This window comes from Oceanospirillum maris DSM 6286 (genome assembly GCF_000422865.1).
Classification (GTDB): domain Bacteria; phylum Pseudomonadota; class Gammaproteobacteria; order Pseudomonadales; family Halomonadaceae; genus Oceanospirillum; species Oceanospirillum maris.
In genome coordinates, this window is the sequence record NZ_KE383936.1 from 1 (window position 1) to 17998 (window position 17998).

At 48.1% G+C, this 17998-nt stretch carries 17 protein-coding genes; 13 read left to right on the forward strand and 4 right to left on the reverse strand.

Annotated elements, in window-relative coordinates:
- From G517_RS18960 to G517_RS0112005, 3 genes are all read left to right on the forward strand, one after another.
- The coding region (locus G517_RS18960; RefSeq protein ID WP_036591436.1) for a transposase at positions 1–268 on the forward strand (268 nt) is incomplete at its 5' end.
- Between the two features lie 63 nt (positions 269–331).
- Entirely contained in the window at positions 332–664 is a 333-nt protein-coding gene (locus G517_RS18965; protein ID WP_245543245.1) for a P-loop NTPase family protein, read from the forward strand.
- Between the two features lie 124 nt (positions 665–788).
- Positions 789–2048 (forward strand): PepSY-associated TM helix domain-containing protein, encoded by a 1260-nt coding sequence (locus tag G517_RS0112005; RefSeq protein ID WP_028304608.1) that lies wholly within the window; start codon positions 789–791, stop codon positions 2046–2048.
- Between the two features lie 65 nt (positions 2049–2113).
- Here the strand turns inward: G517_RS0112005 and G517_RS20220 are convergent, their stop codons facing one another.
- Both G517_RS20220 and G517_RS0112015 read right to left on the reverse strand, forming a co-directional pair.
- Positions 2114–4414 carry an alpha/beta hydrolase gene (locus G517_RS20220; RefSeq protein ID WP_028304609.1) on the reverse strand — a complete coding sequence of 767 codons (2301 nt, stop codon included), beginning with the start codon at positions 4412–4414 and terminating at the stop codon, positions 2114–2116.
- Between the two features lie 21 nt (positions 4415–4435).
- Positions 4436–4750, reverse strand: a complete 315-nt coding sequence (locus G517_RS0112015) for a hypothetical protein (protein WP_028304610.1) — start codon at positions 4748–4750, stop codon at positions 4436–4438.
- Between the two features lie 231 nt (positions 4751–4981).
- Here G517_RS0112015 and G517_RS0112020 point away from each other — a divergent pair, with 231 nt between their 5' ends.
- From G517_RS0112020 to G517_RS0112075, 10 genes are all read left to right on the forward strand, one after another.
- Positions 4982–7069, forward strand: coding sequence for a methyl-accepting chemotaxis protein (locus G517_RS0112020; RefSeq protein ID WP_028304611.1), 2088 nt, complete (start codon positions 4982–4984; stop codon positions 7067–7069).
- A 274-nt stretch (positions 7070–7343) separates the two neighbouring features.
- Positions 7344–7850 carry an SUF system Fe-S cluster assembly regulator gene (locus G517_RS18975; protein WP_084632191.1) on the forward strand — a complete coding sequence of 169 codons (507 nt, stop codon included), beginning with the start codon at positions 7344–7346 and terminating at the stop codon, positions 7848–7850.
- Between the two features lie 193 nt (positions 7851–8043).
- Positions 8044–9486, forward strand: coding sequence for a Fe-S cluster assembly protein SufB (sufB, locus tag G517_RS0112035; protein ID WP_028304613.1), 1443 nt, complete (start codon positions 8044–8046; stop codon positions 9484–9486).
- 146 nt (positions 9487–9632) lie between these two features.
- The gene (sufC, locus tag G517_RS0112045; protein ID WP_028304614.1) at positions 9633–10385 is read left to right on the forward strand and encodes a Fe-S cluster assembly ATPase SufC; all 753 of its coding nucleotides are present in this window, start codon (positions 9633–9635) and stop codon (positions 10383–10385) included.
- Positions 10382–11689 carry a Fe-S cluster assembly protein SufD gene (gene sufD, locus G517_RS0112050; protein ID WP_028304615.1) on the forward strand — a complete coding sequence of 436 codons (1308 nt, stop codon included), beginning with the start codon at positions 10382–10384 and terminating at the stop codon, positions 11687–11689. The genes sufC and sufD overlap by 4 nt, the downstream gene beginning before the upstream one ends.
- A gap of 23 nt (positions 11690–11712) precedes the next feature.
- A complete protein-coding gene (locus G517_RS0112055) occupies positions 11713–13002 on the forward strand; it encodes a SufS family cysteine desulfurase (RefSeq protein ID WP_102043369.1) in 1290 nt (429 codons plus the stop codon).
- A gap of 11 nt (positions 13003–13013) precedes the next feature.
- A complete protein-coding gene (sufT, locus tag G517_RS0112060) occupies positions 13014–13559 on the forward strand; it encodes a putative Fe-S cluster assembly protein SufT (RefSeq protein ID WP_028304617.1) in 546 nt (181 codons plus the stop codon).
- A 501-nt stretch (positions 13560–14060) separates the two neighbouring features.
- Positions 14061–14486, forward strand: coding sequence for a type VII toxin-antitoxin system MntA family adenylyltransferase antitoxin (gene mntA / locus G517_RS18980; RefSeq protein ID WP_051206360.1), 426 nt, complete (start codon positions 14061–14063; stop codon positions 14484–14486).
- Positions 14479–14889 (forward strand): type VII toxin-antitoxin system HepT family RNase toxin, encoded by a 411-nt coding sequence (gene hepT / locus G517_RS0112070; RefSeq protein WP_028304618.1) that lies wholly within the window; start codon positions 14479–14481, stop codon positions 14887–14889. The genes mntA and hepT overlap by 8 nt, the downstream gene beginning before the upstream one ends.
- Positions 14890–14908: 19 nt before the next feature.
- Positions 14909–15229, forward strand: coding sequence for a Rieske (2Fe-2S) protein (locus G517_RS0112075; RefSeq protein ID WP_028304619.1), 321 nt, complete (start codon positions 14909–14911; stop codon positions 15227–15229).
- Between the two features lie 34 nt (positions 15230–15263).
- On the opposite strand, the gene G517_RS0112080 is transcribed toward G517_RS0112075, so the two are convergent.
- Both G517_RS0112080 and G517_RS0112085 read right to left on the reverse strand, forming a co-directional pair.
- Positions 15264–16493 carry an EAL and HDOD domain-containing protein gene (locus G517_RS0112080; RefSeq protein ID WP_028304620.1) on the reverse strand — a complete coding sequence of 410 codons (1230 nt, stop codon included), beginning with the start codon at positions 16491–16493 and terminating at the stop codon, positions 15264–15266.
- Between the two features lie 116 nt (positions 16494–16609).
- The gene (locus tag G517_RS0112085; RefSeq protein ID WP_028304621.1) at positions 16610–17884 is read right to left on the reverse strand and encodes an EAL and HDOD domain-containing protein; all 1275 of its coding nucleotides are present in this window, start codon (positions 17882–17884) and stop codon (positions 16610–16612) included.
- Between the last annotated feature and the right edge of the window lie 114 nt (positions 17885–17998).

The window sequence follows — 17998 nt, forward strand, 5'->3', positions numbered from 1 at the left end:
GAATCTGGCCGTTTACTTCAAGTACCCAGAGCAGGTGCGCAAAGCGATTTACACGACCAATGCGGTTGAGGCAGTACACCGCCAGTTCCGCAAACTGACCAAGACCAAGGGAGGCTTCGCCAATGAAAACGCGTTGCTCAAACTGCTGTACGCCGGTATGTTAAAAGCATCAGAAAAGTGGACGCATCCGGTGCAAAACTGGAATCTGACGCTATCGCAGCTGAGCATCCACTTCGAAGGACGGATCGACGGTTACGTAGATCTGTAAGCAATGGGTGACACAGAACTATGAACACCCTCCCTATTTATCGAGAGTCGCGAAGGTACGCAGTTGAGATTTCTGACTGCCGAGAAATCTGAACACGACGCAGTCATGTCCATGAGTTCTGGTCAGGTGTCCGCTCTCAGCCTTGCCTTCTTTCTTTCACTCAACAAGGTCTATGCTAAGGTTCCTCTCATTTTGATCGATGATCCATCGCAATCTCTGGATGAAATCAACGTTGCTTCCTTGACCGACTTACTCCGTTGCGAACTTAAGCATTGTCAGCTGGTTGTCTCCTCCCACGAGGATGATATCTCTGCTTATATGCGCTATCGGTTCGACAGAGCAGGTTTGAAGACAAGTTCGCTCAACATGCAGCTCTTGGCAAAAGATGCTTCTTAAAAGATGCTCGTGGTCATGAGAAGTGTCTGTCACTAGATAGGCTTATCCGATATCTAGAACGTAAATGAGTAGAGTCCTTGTATTAACTGTGAATCTACAATTGCCCAAAAGGACGTCCCCTGCTGTGAATCGCCATACCTTCCTCGTACTCCATCGCTGGCTTGGCTTGTTGCTGATTTTCCCTGTTCTATTGTTGTCGGTTACAGGCGGTGTGCTGGTTTTTAAAGATGAGCTGGATACTTGGTTAAATCCTGACTTGATGCAGATTAAGCAGCACGATCTTTACGATGTACCTCTGTCGGTGCCTCTGCTGGAAGAGCGTATTCTGGCGGTTTATCCGCAGGCCAGAATCAGTTGGTTTGATCTGAGTTTTTATAAGGAGGCAGGTTACCAACAGCCGATGGCTGAGGTGTTGCAAACTGCAGCAGTATTCTGGTTGGCGGGTACGAATGATCCTCAGGGGAATTATCAGCCACCACCTCATAATCAGGTTTTTGTGAATCCCTACACTGGTGAGGTGTTGGGTGGTCGTCAATGGGGTGAGTTTTCCTTTGAGCAGCCGCTACAGAACCTGATGCCTTTGCTTTATAAGCTACATTATTCATTGTTGGCGGGGCAGAATGGCCGGAAAATTCTGGGCTGGCTGACATTAGCTTGGCTGTTGTTGACTCCGATCGGTGTTTATCTGAGTTGGCCGCATCATGCGAAGTCATCTTCTGGCGGCACTGGAAGCGTTAAAAGGCCTGCCTTCCGGCATGATCTGGTGCATTGGTTGAGCTTTTGGCGCTACCGGAAGGGAAAAAATCCTTTTCAGAAGGATTTCTTTAATCATCGCTGGTTGGGACTGGTGTTTGCGCCGGTGATGGTTGTTTTCCTGCTGTCCGGCATTAGCTTTAATCTGAAGCCGCTTTATTACTCGGTATTTGACCCTTTGGCTTTAAGACAACAGGCGCATGAGCAGATACCCACATCGTCGAGAGGGCAGGCGCAGCCAATGAGCCTTGAGCAGGCAGTGGCCACCGGGCAGCGTTTGACAGAGAAGTGGGCTCAGGAAGCGGGTTTTGATGTTTTTTACCCTATAGGTCTGTCGCACTCTGCCTATAAAGGCAGTTATCTTTACCGCAGTTATTCCTCGCTGGATTATTCCGTGAATAGTGCTAAGACCAGTGTCTGGTTTTATGCGAAAAACGGTGAGCTATTAGCGCGTTTTCAGTCAACGGGTAAAAATGCAGTGGATAGTTTTACGTTAGGGCTTGCGGCTCTGCATAAGGCTGAGCTCGGATGGTGGAGTAAAATACTGGGCTTGCTGACATTCACTGCAGTTATCTGGCTTGGGCTAACAGGTGTTCGGCTTTGGTGGTTTAAAAAGAGGCGTTATCGGTAAAGAGATGATGCTAAAAAGCAGAAGCCTAGGCTTCTGCTTTTTTTATTGATTTAACTTCTGGGGATTTATACTTGATCCTTTTTATCCACAGCTGTTGAGTTGGTTTTAGCCATTTCAGTTTCCGCTTCCGCTTTTACAGCGGGTGCTGTCGTTTTAGAGACAGCGGGTTCTGTCACTTTGGCTTGTGTGGTTTTTGTCGCCGGTTCTACTGCAGCTGAGTTAGTGGTTTCAGTCACCGCTTTAGCTGGCGCGGTTGTTTTTGCCGCTGCCTTGGGAGCAGAGGCTGCTGTTTTTCGTACGGCGGGCTTTCTGGTCGATGCCGTTTTAGCTGGAGCCGCAGCTGCTTTTGTGGTGGTCTTGCGAGTTGAGGCTGTAGTTTTAGCTTTAGCCACTGCGGTTTTAGCTTTAGCCACTGCGGTTTTAACTTTAGTCGCTGGGGCTTTCTTACCTTGATAAGCTGGAGGCTCATCGGCTAGGAAATCAGTAACAGCGTCTAAAAACTCATCCAGTAGTTTATGGCTAACGACAAAAATATGACCGATATTTTTTTCGATGGTGCGGTTCAGGCCGCTGCGAACCATGCGATGGTTGTTATCTCGACGTCCCCAGCGTTCACTGGTTTTGCAAGAGCCGACAGGAGCGATAGGGTCGCGCTGGCCACAGTAATCAAACAGTGCGATATCGGCGCTGTTGAGCACGTCCATATTCACAGGTTTGCCGTCCAACTCTGGCAGGTCTGATGATAAGCAATATTCACCTTCCCAGATTTGGTTGCCGATAAAGACGTTATTGATCCACTCCTTGTGTGAACGAGCAGGGAATCGAGTACCGCTGTGTAGCCATTTTAGAAAAGGTGCTGCATCTTGAACGGCGTCAGGGAAATTGGCGCGGGCGTAAAATCCTTCTAGCACACTTTGATCAACACCGGGTTGAATAGCGTGCATACCCAGCTCTAGGGTCTGTGGTGCAACATTACACTGACCGAAAAATAGGGTCATAAGGTCGGCATCGTAATCTTGGCGAATCACATCCCGCATTGGTTTATGACCGCTTTCGTCATCATCAAAAAGTATGGGCGATGTCATCAACACAACCTGACGAATACGCACATCTTTTCCTGTAATCTGAGCTTCTTCGATGCGCCGTGCCAAATAAGGCATAAACAGTGTTCCGCCCATGCAGTAAGCCATCACTTCGATATTCTGCTCTGGATGGCGCTCTAGAATAAGATCCAGATAGGTGTCGTGAATAGTTTTGCCATAGAAATCGAGGCTTAACTCGCACTGATCTGCTTCAGGGTTGCCGTAATCTACCAAATAAAGGTCGTAGCCCAGTTTAAGCATGCCTTCGATAACAGACTTTCCAGGCGCTAAATCAAATAGCTCACACCGGTTGATCATCGGGCTAGCTAAATAAAGGGTTTTTCCATTGGCTTTAACACCCTCTGGACGAGGGTAGTGGCGTAGTTTTACCGAATACAGTTCTGAGCCGGGAACCGTTTGCCATTGACTTGCGCCTAATACTGCATGGGGTGATGACAGGGCAAAACGGCGTACATCAAAAGCATCGTGTTCGAGCAACGCTAGCAGACGGTCTGCACAGGCTTGAAGGTATTCCGCATCACTATCCCGCCATTGACCATCAGGTTGAGTCTTGCGATAAGGTTGATCTTCAGGGTTGCTAAAAACCTCTGAGGTAATGACCTGAAATAGAGAGCTTAGCAGATCTTTTAGTGCGGCTAGATGGGTTTTACCTTGGCTGTGGTATTGCCATTCCAGTTGACGGAACTGTTGAAGCTGGGAAAGCAGCCAGCTCTGGCCCTGTGGCGTTTCGCAGGCCCAACGGCAGGTTTCAGGGTTAAACGCCAGTGCTGTATTTTGATCTGCTTTTTCTTGGCCTGCTTCATCTTGGCCGCTTTTGCCTAAAACGGGTTGGGTAAATTGCCGTACCAGTGCTTTCAGTTCAGCGGCATAGGTGCTGTCGATCCGCTCATCATCACGGGCAATAAGGTCTGGGTTCTGGCCTTCGGCAACGGCTTTTCGGGTTGCTTCTACTAGCGGGTGTACCCAGCCTGTGAACAAGCTACTAGGAATTCCGAAAGGGCGGAGCAATGTACTTTGGGTGTGAGACACTTTCAGCATTTGCTTCAGCCAAAAGCCATTCAGGTCGCTTTGCCAGTGACGCGCCCCTTTTAGGTGAGACGGGTTATCAGCACCGCTGACCATTAACGCTAACTTTAGTGCGTCGGCGCTAAGTGGGCTAGGGCTAAGCACTTTGGCATTAAGTGTCTCGTCGCGTTTACTTTTAGCGTTTATAAATAGTTTTGCATATTTGGTATAGGGTAATCCGTTAAATGTGGTAAACATCGTGACCTTTTCCTTGAGGTGTTATTTATAGTCGTTAAATGATTTGGCAGCATTTTCAAGTTGGTCGGCGTGGTGCTTACGAGCAACTTTGTCGGTGAGCATCTGTTGATGGAGTGTTTGTAAATATTGTTTTTTCTTTTTGTTGCCATCGGCCAAGGCGTTGATTTGGTCGTTAATGGCCCAAACCCGAATTTTTTTAATCAGGTAGATATGAAAAACGATACCGCTGATTGATACGATAAAAATAATCAGCAATTGTAACCACAGAGGCATGCTGGGATCTCCGATAATGTCGAATTGATGGTTGAGCATCAGCAAGCCGAGTGTACGGCTCATTCTTTACAGCTTCTATTCTATCCTGTCAGGGTTTTATTCCAATCCCTGCATGTAAGTTGAGTGCCTTTCCTGTTTTCTAAAGAGTGATCTGTTCAGGTGGTGGGCTGCCATAAGTTCACTTACATTTCTTTACTGTTTTTGGCCACTACCTGCCTTTCTTGACATATTTCTGACACCTTAAAACGCGAAAATCTTATCTGTTTTGGTCTATACCAGTTTGAGGGTTGGGATGTGCGTTATTCAATTAAAAATCAGCTGATTCTGGGGTTGGGGTTGTTATTACTTTTGGTGTTGGGTACTCAGCTCCTAGTAGGACTGCACTATAGTGATCGCTCCAGGCAGCTGTTGGCAGACGAAGCAGGTCAGTTGCTGAGCCATGAAGCCATGATTCGTTTGGAGCAAAGAGCTGCCTTGGAGGCAGGCCAGATTCAGCAGTTACTGGATCGGGCTTATCAGGTTACCCATGGACTGGCTGTGACCGCCGGACAGCTAAAATCGGAGGTGGCATGGGAAGATCCGGCATTACAGCTTGAACGGGAGCAGTTTATTGGTGTCCTGCGAGGCTCTCTTCTGGCCCATAAGGAGTTTTTGACGCTCTATACTGCATGGGAGGCAGATGCGTTTGATGATGCAGATGATGATAACTTATTAAATCGCCTGACGGGTTCAACTGAGGATGGCCGCTTTGCGCCTTTGCTGAGTCGCAGTGAAAGTGGCCACATTGAGATGGCACCATTAAGAGCGCATGAAAGTCAGGAACACTTTACTGACGGTACGCGGAAAGCAGAGTTTTATCTCTGTCCAAAAGAGCAGCGGGCAGCCTGCCTTCTGGAGCCTCAGCGTTTTCAGGTTCAGGGACAGGATCAGCTGTTAACCTCGGTAGTTGTGCCCATTATGCACAAAGAGCGCTTTCTGGGCATGGTGGGTGCCGATCTCTCCCTGGGCTTTATTCAGCAGCAGGCTCAGAGTATCAGTCAGAGTCTTTATCAGGGGATGGCACAGGTACGGATTTTGAGTCGAAAGGGTATCGTTTTGGGTGATAGCCATCGGCCGTATGAAGTAGGCAACCCTATGAACGCTACGTCTGGGAGTGAGCAGACGCATTCTGACTTTTTTAATGCAGATGTACCTATTAGGCTGAAAGGAGTGCCCCGTAGTGGCTGGATATTGCAGATTCGGGTACCTAAAGCGATTGTGTTGAAGCCCCTAGTGCACCTGCAGGCGCGGTTTGCTGAAGTACAAAAAGAATCCAGTCTGATGCAGCTGGTGCTTGGACCTGTGTTGGCACTGTTGACACTGTTATTGGCAGCTTGGCTCATTCACCGCCGTTTAGCACCTTTAAGCCAGGTTCAGGCGATGCTGAAAGAGGTGGCTCAGGGTGGTGGTGATCTGACTCGTCGACTTAATGTCAGTCGTGAGGATGAGGTGGGTCGCGTAGCAGGTTATTTTAATCAGTTTGTCGGTCAGCTTCAGGCTCTGGTCGATAGTGTACAGCGCTCGGGTAAACAGGTGCAGGGCTCCGCCCAGCAGGGGGCTGCTCTGTCTGAGCAGATGAATATCCAACTGGTATCTCAGCAGCAACAGGTCAGCCAGATCTCTGCTTCAGTGGAGCAACTGTCTCAATCCTCTCATCTGATCGCCGATAGCATGGAGCAGCTGACCCTTGATGCAGGGCAGGCTAATGCTGAAGTTTCTCAGGCGCAGGAGGTGATGTGTAACGTTGGACATGAACTGGAGTTAATGAATGGTGGGATTCATCAGGCTTGTACAGAGTCAGCCCAGCTGTCAGAACATGGTAACCAGATTCATCAGATCCTAGAAACGATCCGTGCTATTGCTGAGCAAACTAATCTGTTGGCATTGAATGCGGCTATTGAGGCAGCCAGAGCAGGAGAGCAGGGGCGTGGTTTTGCTGTTGTAGCGGATGAAGTCCGTATGCTGGCACAGAAAACCCAGACGGCTACCGGCGAAATCGATGGTGTCATTGAAAGACTACTTGGCAGTATTGAGTTGATTGTTGCTTCCAGTCAGCGCAGTGGTCATCGTAGTGCCTCGGTACTGAGGCAGTCACAGCACACTCAAGAGGTATTGAATAAGGTAGTGACAGGAATTACTCAGATTGATCGCCGCTGCCAGCAAGTGTTTCTCGCTGTCGATGAGCAGCAGCAGGCTGCAGATCACCTGGTGGGAGCTGTCAATCATGTGAACGAAATGGCCGCTCAGTTGCTGGATGGTGCTAACAGTAACCGGGAAGAGAGTCGTCAATTAAGAGCTTTGGCCTCAGATTTAAATGAAAAGACCTGTCGGTTTGTCGTATGAAGTAGTTTTTTGCTTGGTATGACATTGTCTGAGTTTTACCGGTTGTACTGGCAGAAAGCCCATCCATTTGAGATGGGCTTTCTTTTTTCACCTCTTCTTGTGTCTCTTGTTGAAAATGATTCTCAACAACTTGCTGCTATCGTCGTTAAAACCCTAGTTAAAAACCGGTTAATCGGCACTATCTTGCAAAACAAAGTAAAAAACTCGGGTATAAGGGTTTTGTTCAAAGTTAAATGGGACTAAAATAGTCCACTATGACGATGAAGGTAAAACCATGCTGAAATTGAGCAAGATGACCGATTACGCAGCGGTGTTGATGGCACATATTGCCCGCACGCCGGATCAGCTGTTTACCGCCACCGATATTGCGGAGCAGGTACAGATTCCTAAGCCTACGGTTAGCAAGGCATTAAAGATGCTGCAAAAGAGCGGTCTTTTGGTATCACTTCGTGGTGCGCAAGGTGGTTATGGTCTTGCTCGAGCACCACAGCAGATTACTGCCAGCGATATTATTGATGCCATTGAAGGCCCATTTGCGATGACAGAATGCAGTCAAGAAGATGCCCTTTGTGATTTGCAGGAGACCTGTGGTGTGGCGGATAACTGGCAGCGAGTCAGCCTTGCGATGCATCAACTATTAAACAGCATCACGTTGGCGCAGCTGGCCCAGAAAGAGCCGTTACAGCTGCAATGGATCTCAGGTACAGATCTGTTTTCAGTCGATGCTGAACCGAAAAAGACCGGTATCGATATCCCGCTAGTGGCTCTTTCAAGCCGTTAATTTTAGAGGTCTGTTTGAGCGGTCTATTTAAATGACCAGACCGCATGTTGAATAACTCAACAGCATGATCGAGAAAACGGCTAGCCAGAAATAAATGAACAGAAGATCGCGTCTGAAACGTTTCGACGGCAATCATCTGAACCGAATTAGCATTAACCCGACAGAACCTGTAACAGGGTGGGGAGACACACCAATGGCAAATCAAGAGATGGAGCAGCTTGTCCGTCGTGAGTACAAGCAAGGCTTTGTAACCGATATCGAGTCTGATACGGTTCTTCCGGGCCTGAATGAAGATGTGATTCGTTTTATTTCCGCTAAAAAAGAAGAGCCACAATGGATGCTGGATTGGCGTTTAGCGGCTTTTGAACAGTGGAAAGAAATGACAGAGCCTGAGTGGGCACATGTTAATTATCCTACTATCGATTTCCAAGCGATCTCTTTTTATTCTGCTCCCAAATCTTCTGATGATCGTCCAAAAAGTTTGGACGAGGTTGACCCTAAGCTGCTAGAAACCTATGAGAAATTGGGTATCCCTCTGCATGAACGCGCGGCCTTAGCTGGTGTTGCGATGGATATGGTGTTTGATTCTGTTTCAGTAACGACCACCTTCAAAAAGCAGCTGGGGGAAGCGGGTGTTATTTTCTGCTCTATCTCGGAAGCGATTCGCGAATACCCAGAGCTGATTAAACAGTACCTAGGTTCTGTTGTGCCAGTAATGGATAACTATTATGCAGCGCTGAATGCTGCGGTGTTCTCTGATGGTTCTTTCGTCTTTGTCCCTAAGGGTGTGACCTGCCCGATGGAGCTATCGACTTATTTCCGTATCAATGCTGAAAATACCGGCCAGTTTGAGCGCACGCTAATTATCTGCGAAGAAGATGCTCAGGTATCTTATTTGGAAGGTTGTACCGCACCGATGCGAGATGAAAATCAGCTGCACGCGGCGGTTGTTGAGTTAGTTGCCTTAGAAAATGCCAACATTAAATACTCCACGGTACAAAATTGGTATCCCGGCGATGAAGAAGGTAAAGGCGGTATCTACAACTTTGTTACCAAGCGTGGCGAATGTCGTGGGGATAACTCTAAAATCAGCTGGACTCAGGTTGAAACCGGCTCTGCGGTGACCTGGAAATACCCAAGCTGTGTACTGAAAGGTAAAAACTCCGTCGGTGAGTTTTACTCCGTCGCCGTAACCAACAATATGCAGCAGGCGGATACCGGCACCAAGATGATCCATATCGGTGAAGGTTCTCGTTCAACGATTATCTCTAAAGGTATCTCCGCTGGCCGCTCCGACCAGTCTTACCGTGGCTTGGTTAAGATACTGCCTGGTGCCAAAGGGGCTCGTAACTTTACCCAATGTGATTCGTTGTTAATTGGCGATCAGTGTGGCGCGCATACTTTCCCTTATCAAGAAATCTCCAACAGTACCGCGCAGGTTGAGCATGAGGCGACCACCTCGAAGATTGGCGAAGACCAGCTATTTTACTGCCGTCAGCGCGGTATCTCTGAAGAAGATGCGGTGAACATGATCGTCAATGGTTTCTGTAAAGACGTCTTTAAAGAGCTGCCGATGGAGTTTGCGGTGGAGGCGGAAGCCCTGCTGAACGTCAGCCTTGAAGGCGCGGTTGGCTAAAAGCAGATATACCGCAGCCTGCTCAGGCGACGCTGGGGTTTCCAATCAAACCCAGTCAGTCGCCGGTAAAGCTCAACAGAAAAAGAATTCAGATTTGATGGTGCAGCCGAATCAGGCCGCCATCCACAGAAAAGGTTAGAAAAACCATGTTAGAAGTTAAAGACCTGCGCGTTAGTGTTGAAGATAAAGAGATTCTAAAAGGCCTGAACCTGACCATTAATCCCGGTGAAGTTCACGCCATTATGGGGCCCAATGGTGCCGGTAAATCCACGCTGTCAGCGGTTATTGCTGGACGTGATGGCTACGAAGTAACCAGTGGCTCGATCACCTTTGAAGGTGAAGACCTGTTGGAGATGGACATTGAAGAACGTGCCCGTGCAGGCCTATTACTAGGTTTTCAGTATCCGGTTGAGATCCCTGGGGTTAAAAACGTTTATCTGCTGAAAGCTGCCCTAAATGCTAAACGCGAGCACCTAGGTCTGCCTGAACTTGAAGCGCCAGAGTTTATGAAATTAGTGCGTGAGAAGCTGCAGTTTATGAAAATGGATAGCAGCTTTCTACATCGCTCGGTGAATGAAGGTTTCTCCGGTGGTGAGAAAAAGCGTAACGAAATTCTACAGATGCTGATTCTGGAGCCTAAACTGGCCTTACTCGATGAGATCGATTCTGGTCTGGATATCGATGCCTTGAAAATCGTTTCCGAAGGCGTCAACAGTCTGCGTGATGCGGGTCGCTCCATCGTAATGGTCACTCACTATCAGCGCCTGCTGGACTATATCGTACCGGATCATATCCACGTATTGTCCGATGGTAAAATCATTAAATCCGGTGATAAGTCACTGGCCTTTGAACTGGAAAAACGCGGTTACGATTGGGTGATCGAGGAGGCTGCTCAATGAGTCTGGCCGAATTTACCGATCAATGGTTAAGTGCGATAGCCCCACAAATAAGCGAAGGGTCGGGTTGGTTAACCGACTTACGCCAAGGTGCTGTTGAACAGTTTGCTACTTTGGGCTTGCCCCATGCCCGCCTAGAAAACTGGAAATACACCGATGTTAAAGCACTGGCTAAGCGTCAGTTCTCATTGCCAAACGGGCAGGCAGATGCTGTAACCTTAATAAAAGAGAGTAGTCTGGGACTGGATGGGATTCGTCTGGTATTCGTCGACGGCATTTTCTCTGAACAAGCATCCACGCTTAATAGTTTGCCACAAGGTGTGCAGGTATTGCCTTTGGCTAAAAATGCTAATGCAGCTAAGCCGTTATTAGGGCAGGTTGCAGCGGCTAACTTTAGCGGCTTTACCGCTTTAAACCTTGCGGGCTGGCAGGACGGCGTGCTGATCGACTTAGCTGCTAACGCACGATTAGAGCAACCGGTCTATTTACAGTTTGTGGCGACCGAGCAGGAAAACCCTGTGCTGGTTCAGCCCCGGATTTTGATCAAAGCGGGTACTTATGCCGAAGCCACCGTGGTTGAGCATTATGCCGGTGCGGATGATGCCGCGAGCTTAACCAATGCGGTCACCGAAGTGGAATTAGCCGATGGCGCTAATATTACCCACTACAAACTGCAGCAGGAAAGCAGCAAGCAATACCATATCGCTAGCATGCATGTGCAGCAGCAACGTGATAGCCGCTTTACGTCCCATAATGTTTGTTTGGGTGGCAAGCTGGCCCGTCAAGATATTCAGGTTGAACTGAACGGCGAAGGCGCTGAGGTAAACCTAAACGGTTTGTACTTAGGTAATGCCCGACAGCATCTGGATAACCATACGTTGGTGAACCATAACGCGCCGCATACCAACAGTCATGAAGACTACAAAGGTATTTTAAACGACCGCTCCCGTGGTGTCTTTAATGGCCGTGCCGTTGTGCATAAAAATGCACAAAAGATTGAAGCTCATCAGTCTAATGCCAACCTGTTGCTGTCTGATAAAGCTGAAATTGATACCAAGCCAGAGCTGGAAATTTACGCCGATGATGTGAAGTGCTCCCACGGTAGCACCACCGGACAGTTGGATGAGAATGCTCTGTTTGCCCTGCGCTCCCGTGGTCTAGGTGAAGAGATGGCCCGTGGCCTGCTAACGCTGGCGTTTGCCAATGAGGTGATCGACCGTATCGAGATTCCGGCAGTACATGACCGTATCGAAGATGCTGTGGCCGGTCGTCTGCCGGAGAAATTCAACCTGAAAGGCCTTGTGTAAACGAGGCCGGTGCGATTGAGAGAATGCCTGAGATGAATGTCCCTGTGAATGCTTATACCGCTTCTGGCTCTGATAAAATGCAGGCTGAAGCGGAACTGGCCGCTTATATGCTGGAACTGCGCCAAGAGTTTCCGATTCTTCAGCGTACCGTACACGGCAAGCCGTTGGTCTATTTCGATAATGGTGCCACGGTGCAGAAACCGGAGGCGGTGATCGAAAGTATGAACCGCTATTACCGTGAGCTGAACGCTAATATTCATCGGGGCGTGCATTATCTATCCGGTGAAGCCACGGATGCCTACGAGCAGGCACGGGAGAAAGTGCGTCAGTTTATTAATGCTCGTTCTAGCAAAGAGATTATCTTTGTTCGTGGCACGACAGAAGGCATCAATCTCGTCGCTAACACCTTTGGCCGACAGTTACAGGCGGGGGATGAAGTGATCGTCTCCATGATGGAGCACCACGCTAATATCGTTCCTTGGCAGATTCTGCGTGATCAGCTGGGTATTGTGCTTAAAGTGGCACCGGTGGATGAAGATGGCGAGCTGGATATGGCGGCACTGAACGCCATGATTAGCGCAAAAACCAAGCTGATCTCGGTGACTCATGTTTCTAACGCTCTAGGCACTATCAATCCGGTGAAGCAGATTGTAAAACTAGCACACCTGCATGAGATCCCGGTATTGCTGGACGGTGCTCAGGCCGTGCCGCACCTTAAGGTGGATGTTCAGGCGCTGGACTGTGATTTCTATGCCTTCTCTGCCCATAAAATGTATGGCCCGACCGGTATCGGCGTGCTATATGGCAAAGAAGCCTTGTTAGAGTCACTGCCTGTTTGGCAGGGCGGCGGCGATATGATCGACCATGTGAGTTTTGAAAAAACCACCTACGCCGGTTTACCCCACAAGTTTGAAGCGGGAACGCCCGCCATCGCAGAAGGAATCGGTTTAGGTGTCGCCTGTGACTGGTTGCTTAATGCTGATCTAGATAAAATTGCGGCTTGGGAAGAGATTCTGCTTAAGTATGCGACGGAACAGATGCAGCAGATACCGGGAATGCGTATTCTTGGTAATGCTGAACACAAAGCGGGGGTGATCTCCTTTGTTATCGATGGTGTTCATGCTCAGGATATTGGTGTCTTAATTGATCAGCTGGGTGTTGCCATTCGCACCGGCCATCACTGTGCTATGCCGGTACTGCATCACTTTGGTGTGGATGCCACCGCAAGAGCCTCCTTTGCTTTGTACAATACCAAAGACGAGATCGATATCTTTATTGCGGCTCTGAACCGCGCGCGGGACATGTTGCTCTAAGGAACAAAGCGATGAAAAAAGGCGATAAGATCAATCTGCTAAAAGATGTTGAAGCGATTTCGATCCCTTTTGGTAAAACCGTTACTTTGCCTAAAGATGGCGAAGTGTCGATTATGCAGACAAAAGGCGGCAGTGTGAGTGTCGGTTTCGAATCTCGGCTTTACCTTATCGAAAGCTACAACCTTGATGCCCTTGGCGGTGAAGCAAAAGAGCGCCCGACGCTGCCCGAAGATGCCAGTGCTGAAGAGTTAGAAGCTTTTGTTTGGGAGCAATTGCGTACTTGCTACGATCCTGAAATCCCTGTGAACATTGTTGATCTCGGCTTAGTTTATGGCTGTCGTATCGACAAGCTGATCACCGGCGAGACTGTCGTGATTATCAAAATGACGCTGACCGCTCCGGGCTGTGGTATGGGTGATGTGATTGCCGAAGATGCCCGTCGCAAAATTCTGGGTGCGCCTCAGGTATCTAAAGTGATCACGGATATTGTGTTTAACCCACCTTGGAACCGCGACATGATGAGTGAAGATGCCAAGCTTGAAACGGGCATGTTCTGATCAGGCTGGTTCTGCATTCCCACGCGGAGCATGGGAACGAGTTTTTAGTTGTGAGACACGTTCCTGACTGGCTTCCATGCTCTGCGTGGTAGCTTTCAGCGTGAATCAGGTAAACAGAACAACTGGCTCCCATGCTCTGCGTGGTAGCTTTCAGCGTGAATCAGGTAAACAGAACAACTGGCTCCCATGCTCTGCGTGGTAGCTTTCAGCGTGAATCAGGTAAACAGAACAACTGGCTCCCATGCTCTGCGTGGTAGCTTTCAGCGTGAATCAGGTAAACAGAACAACTGGCTCCCATGCTCTGCGTGGTAGCTTTCAGCGTGAATCAGGTAAACAGAACAACTGGCTTCCATGCTCTGCGTGGTAGCTTTCAGCGTGAATCAGGTAAACAGAACAACTGGCTTCCATGCTCTGCGTGGTAGCTTTCAGCGTGAATCAAGTAAACAGAACAACTGGCTCCCACGCTCTGCGTGGTAGCCTTCCTCCTGTAGGTCGATCGTTATGACAACAGACTTGAAAGCTTTGCCCGATATTGTTGAGCACCTTTTCTCTGGCCGTATCCGGCTTGCCTATCTATTTGGCTCTTTTGCTTCCGGTCGTGCCGGTGAGCACAGTGACTTGGATCTGGCGATTCTGCCGTCTCAGCCGGTTTCTGATGAAGATATCTGGTCGTGGGGGCAAACTCTGGCGGTTGAACTGGGTCGGGATGTGGATCTTATCAACCTGATGAGCTGTTCCACTGTGCTGCGTTATCAGGTGGTGACGGAGGGCAAGTTGCTGTTAGATATTCAGGGTGAGGCTGCCGGATTTGAGACGGAAACCTACCGTATGTATCAGGATCTGCAGCTTGAGCGTCAGGATAACCTGAAGGCCTTCAAACAGCGCTGGCAACAGGATGCAACACCTTCGGGAGCGGATAATGAATGATGATGTGATTATCAACAAAGTTGTCATTATAGAGCGCTGCCTGAAACGTATCGCTGAAGAGTATCAAGGGGATGCGGAACAGCTGCGCAGCAACCTTACCCGGCAGGATTCTGTCATCCTGAATCTGCAGCGACTCTGCGAGGCGGCTATCGATATTGCCAACCGGGTGCTGCGTCTGAAAAATGGCCCAGTACCGCAAAGCAGCCGTGATTCTTTTGTTCAGGTGGAGCGTTTAGGTTACCTGCCTGCGGATCTGGCGCTTTCCATGCAAAAGATGGTTGGTCTGCGCAATATCGCCGTACATGATTACCAGAACCTGAATATCGAGATTGTGATTTCCGTTCTGGATAAACACTTAAATGACTTTACCCGGCTGGCGCAGATGGTGTTGGCTGAAGACTGAACCGGAAGGAAAAAATAACATGGCTTGGATTAAAGTTGATGCCGCTGCGGCTATTGCAGAAGGTGAATATCAGCTGGTTATCACCGAAGACGATATAGAACTGTTGGTGGCTAATGTAGATGGCGAGTTTCATGCCGTCGAAAACCTGTGCAGCCACGACGGTGGCTCTCTAGAAGGAGGCTGTATTGAAGATGGCGAAATTGTTTGCCCGCGTCACGGTGCGCGCTTTTGCTTAAGTACGGGCGAGGTGACAGCACCCCCAGCCTACGAGGATATTGATGTCTATCCGGTACGTATTATTGAAGGTGTAGTTGAAGTCAGTGACGAGCCAGAAGTCTAGTTTAATCTTAGAAGATTAACTTCGCTTTAGAAGATTAGCCTTTCCCCATCTCGTGAACAACGGTATCAGCCCAAGTTATCGCATCAAAAAAGCAGGTGTTAACTTCGGGCCTATACCAAGGGGATTGTTCCATCGCATCCCAATCACCTTGCTCATAGGCGATCGCAAGTTGCAAAATTTCTCCGGGAATGCCTTTGCCGAGTAAACCTTGGGCAATAATCGGTTCTAGTTTTAGTTGTTCGGCCATCTCTTGTGCTTCCATGCCTAAAGCAAGGTGCAGGTTTGATAAAGTGCCAACGGTAAAACAAGATTGAACTTGCTCTAGATTATGGAATTTTGCCAGCTCTTCGCAGGATTTAGCACGTACTAAAATAGAGGGCAGCTGAGAGCTGGAGCGATGAGGACTTTTACTCCATAGCAACAAACTTACCATAGAGCGTAGCCGCTCTTGCCCTAGAATAACGACCGCTTGATGCAGACTTGAGATCTCTTTCTTGAACATATAACCGGCAGAATTAATGTGTCTTAGCAGGCGGTAGGTCATGCCGGGGTCCGTTACGATAGTGTCGACTAAGAGATCGACATTCATATCTTCACGATACAACTGTTGTAAAAGTTCAAGCAGCACGACTTGGCTGCTATGGGCTTGATGGCCTTTAAATACCCGAGGGCGAGATAGGAAGAAGCCTTGGAAATAATCAAAGCCCATAGCCTCAAGATCACGAAACTCCTGCCAGCTTTCAATTTTTTCAGCCACTAATTTAACGGGATAAGCTTTTAGCTGTTGTACTCGTTCTTTTAACTCTTCTTGGCCGTAGTCATGGGTATCCAGTTTGATCCATTGAGCACATTGAATAAGAACTCGATTGGATTCCGTTAACACAAAGTCATCTAGGGCGATGATATAGCCCTTTTCGCGTAACTTTTTCAGGGACTGTATGACTTTCGGGCTTGGCTCTACCTGCTCTAGAATCTCCAGAACGACCTTGCTCGTAACTGTAGGGAATAGGTCGTCTTGCTCTAACCAGAACTGAGGTACGTTAATTGTAATAGGTAAGCCTGAGCCTAGCTGACCAACACCTAAATCAAGCAGTGCCAAGGAATAAACGCGAGCACTGGCCTGAAGGTGATCTTGAACCTCTGCGGCGGTGGCTGTTTGGTTGCGACGGTATAGCAGCTCGTAGCCGACCAGATTTAGATTTCTGTCCGTTATGGCTTGTCGGGCTAAGAAGAAGGCATCTTCAACTAAATTCAAGTCTGGCACTGAACGCTCCGCGGTATTTAGGGTATCAGGTTGGTTCTTTTCGAGTTAAAAGCGAACTATTTACTTACAAACCAGCTATTTACAAATGAACTATCCACTTAAACTGATTTTTCGGCTCAAGATTTATACATCGCCACTTCTGTTTCTACAGCCCAGTGCTGAGCTTGTTGCATCAGTTCTGGGGTTTGCTCAGGAGAAAACAGCGGGTGTTGCTCTAGTGTTTGCCAGTCAGCTTTTTCCCATAAACGCACAAAATTTAGCACCTCTGCCAAGGGGCCTTCGTTATTAATCAGTGCGGATTGCATTTCACTGGATACTGCTAGGCTTTTAATTAGAGAATTTAAAGGCTGATCCAATGCAACATCTAATAGTGACAAAAAACCTAAGGTGAAGTAGCGATCAACCGGTGTATAGCCTAATTCTTTGGCGAGTAACTCGCAGGATTTTGCACGGGTTAAAATTTGTGGAAAAACGGTATAGGCTTTGTGGTCATCCTTAGCCCAAACCAAAATAGCCGCTAATGTTCTTAGGGTTTCTGTCCCGATATAAACCACAGCCTGATGCAAGCTATCAACTTTATTGGGTAAGCGATAGGCCGCTGAATTGACGAATTTCAACAGGCGATAAAACAAGGTTGGCTCTTGTTCTATAACCAACTCTATTTTTGCAAGGCTACTGGTATCGTCAAATAATAGTGCCAACAGCCTTAATAATACAACGCGGTTTGCGCTATTTTTAGGTGTGTCTAAGAGTTCTGGCTTAGCAAGAAAAGATCCTTGATACAGGTCAAAACCGATGGGGCGTAATTTTTCAAAGGCTTGCCAGCTTTCGATACGACTGACCCGTAAGCTGACAGGGTAGTGGCGAAGTTCTGTGTACAGTTTCTTCATATCGCCAAGAATAAAGCGTTGACTGTTAAGTGTGACAATATCGACTTCGCTTAGTAGCGCCTGACGATGATCGTTAGGGCCGTAGTCGGATAATGCAACTTGGAAGCCCTTGCTACGAATTTCCTTCAGTGCGGCAAGTGTTGTTGAATTGGCCTCGATATCGGGCCCAAGTTGCAGTACTAAACAGTCTTTTATCTGTGCGACAGGGAGTGTTTTAATATTAGCAAGGCATATTTGAGAGATGGAGATAATCACCTTACCATTTTCACTTGCTTGGTCTAATCCGTAATCTAGCAGAGCAAAACTGGCGATTTTAGCGTTTACTTCAATCGAGTTTTTTTCAAGGGAGCTCGTTTTAATGGCTCTGGGTTGAGTCGCATTGGGATCAATGGTATCCGGCGCGCTATTGGTTTCATGATAAGCCAGCTCAAAGCCTTTGCGAATAAGATCACGGTCACAAAAGGTAAGCCTTGTCATACACAAGCGGTTTATTGTTTCCATTGTTGCGTCCTGCTGCAAAGTCCTGCTTGGAATGATATAGGTAGCAGGTGCTAGCCACCATAGAAATCGCCATAGATATTAATTCCACCATAAAGATGTATTTAATAACATTTT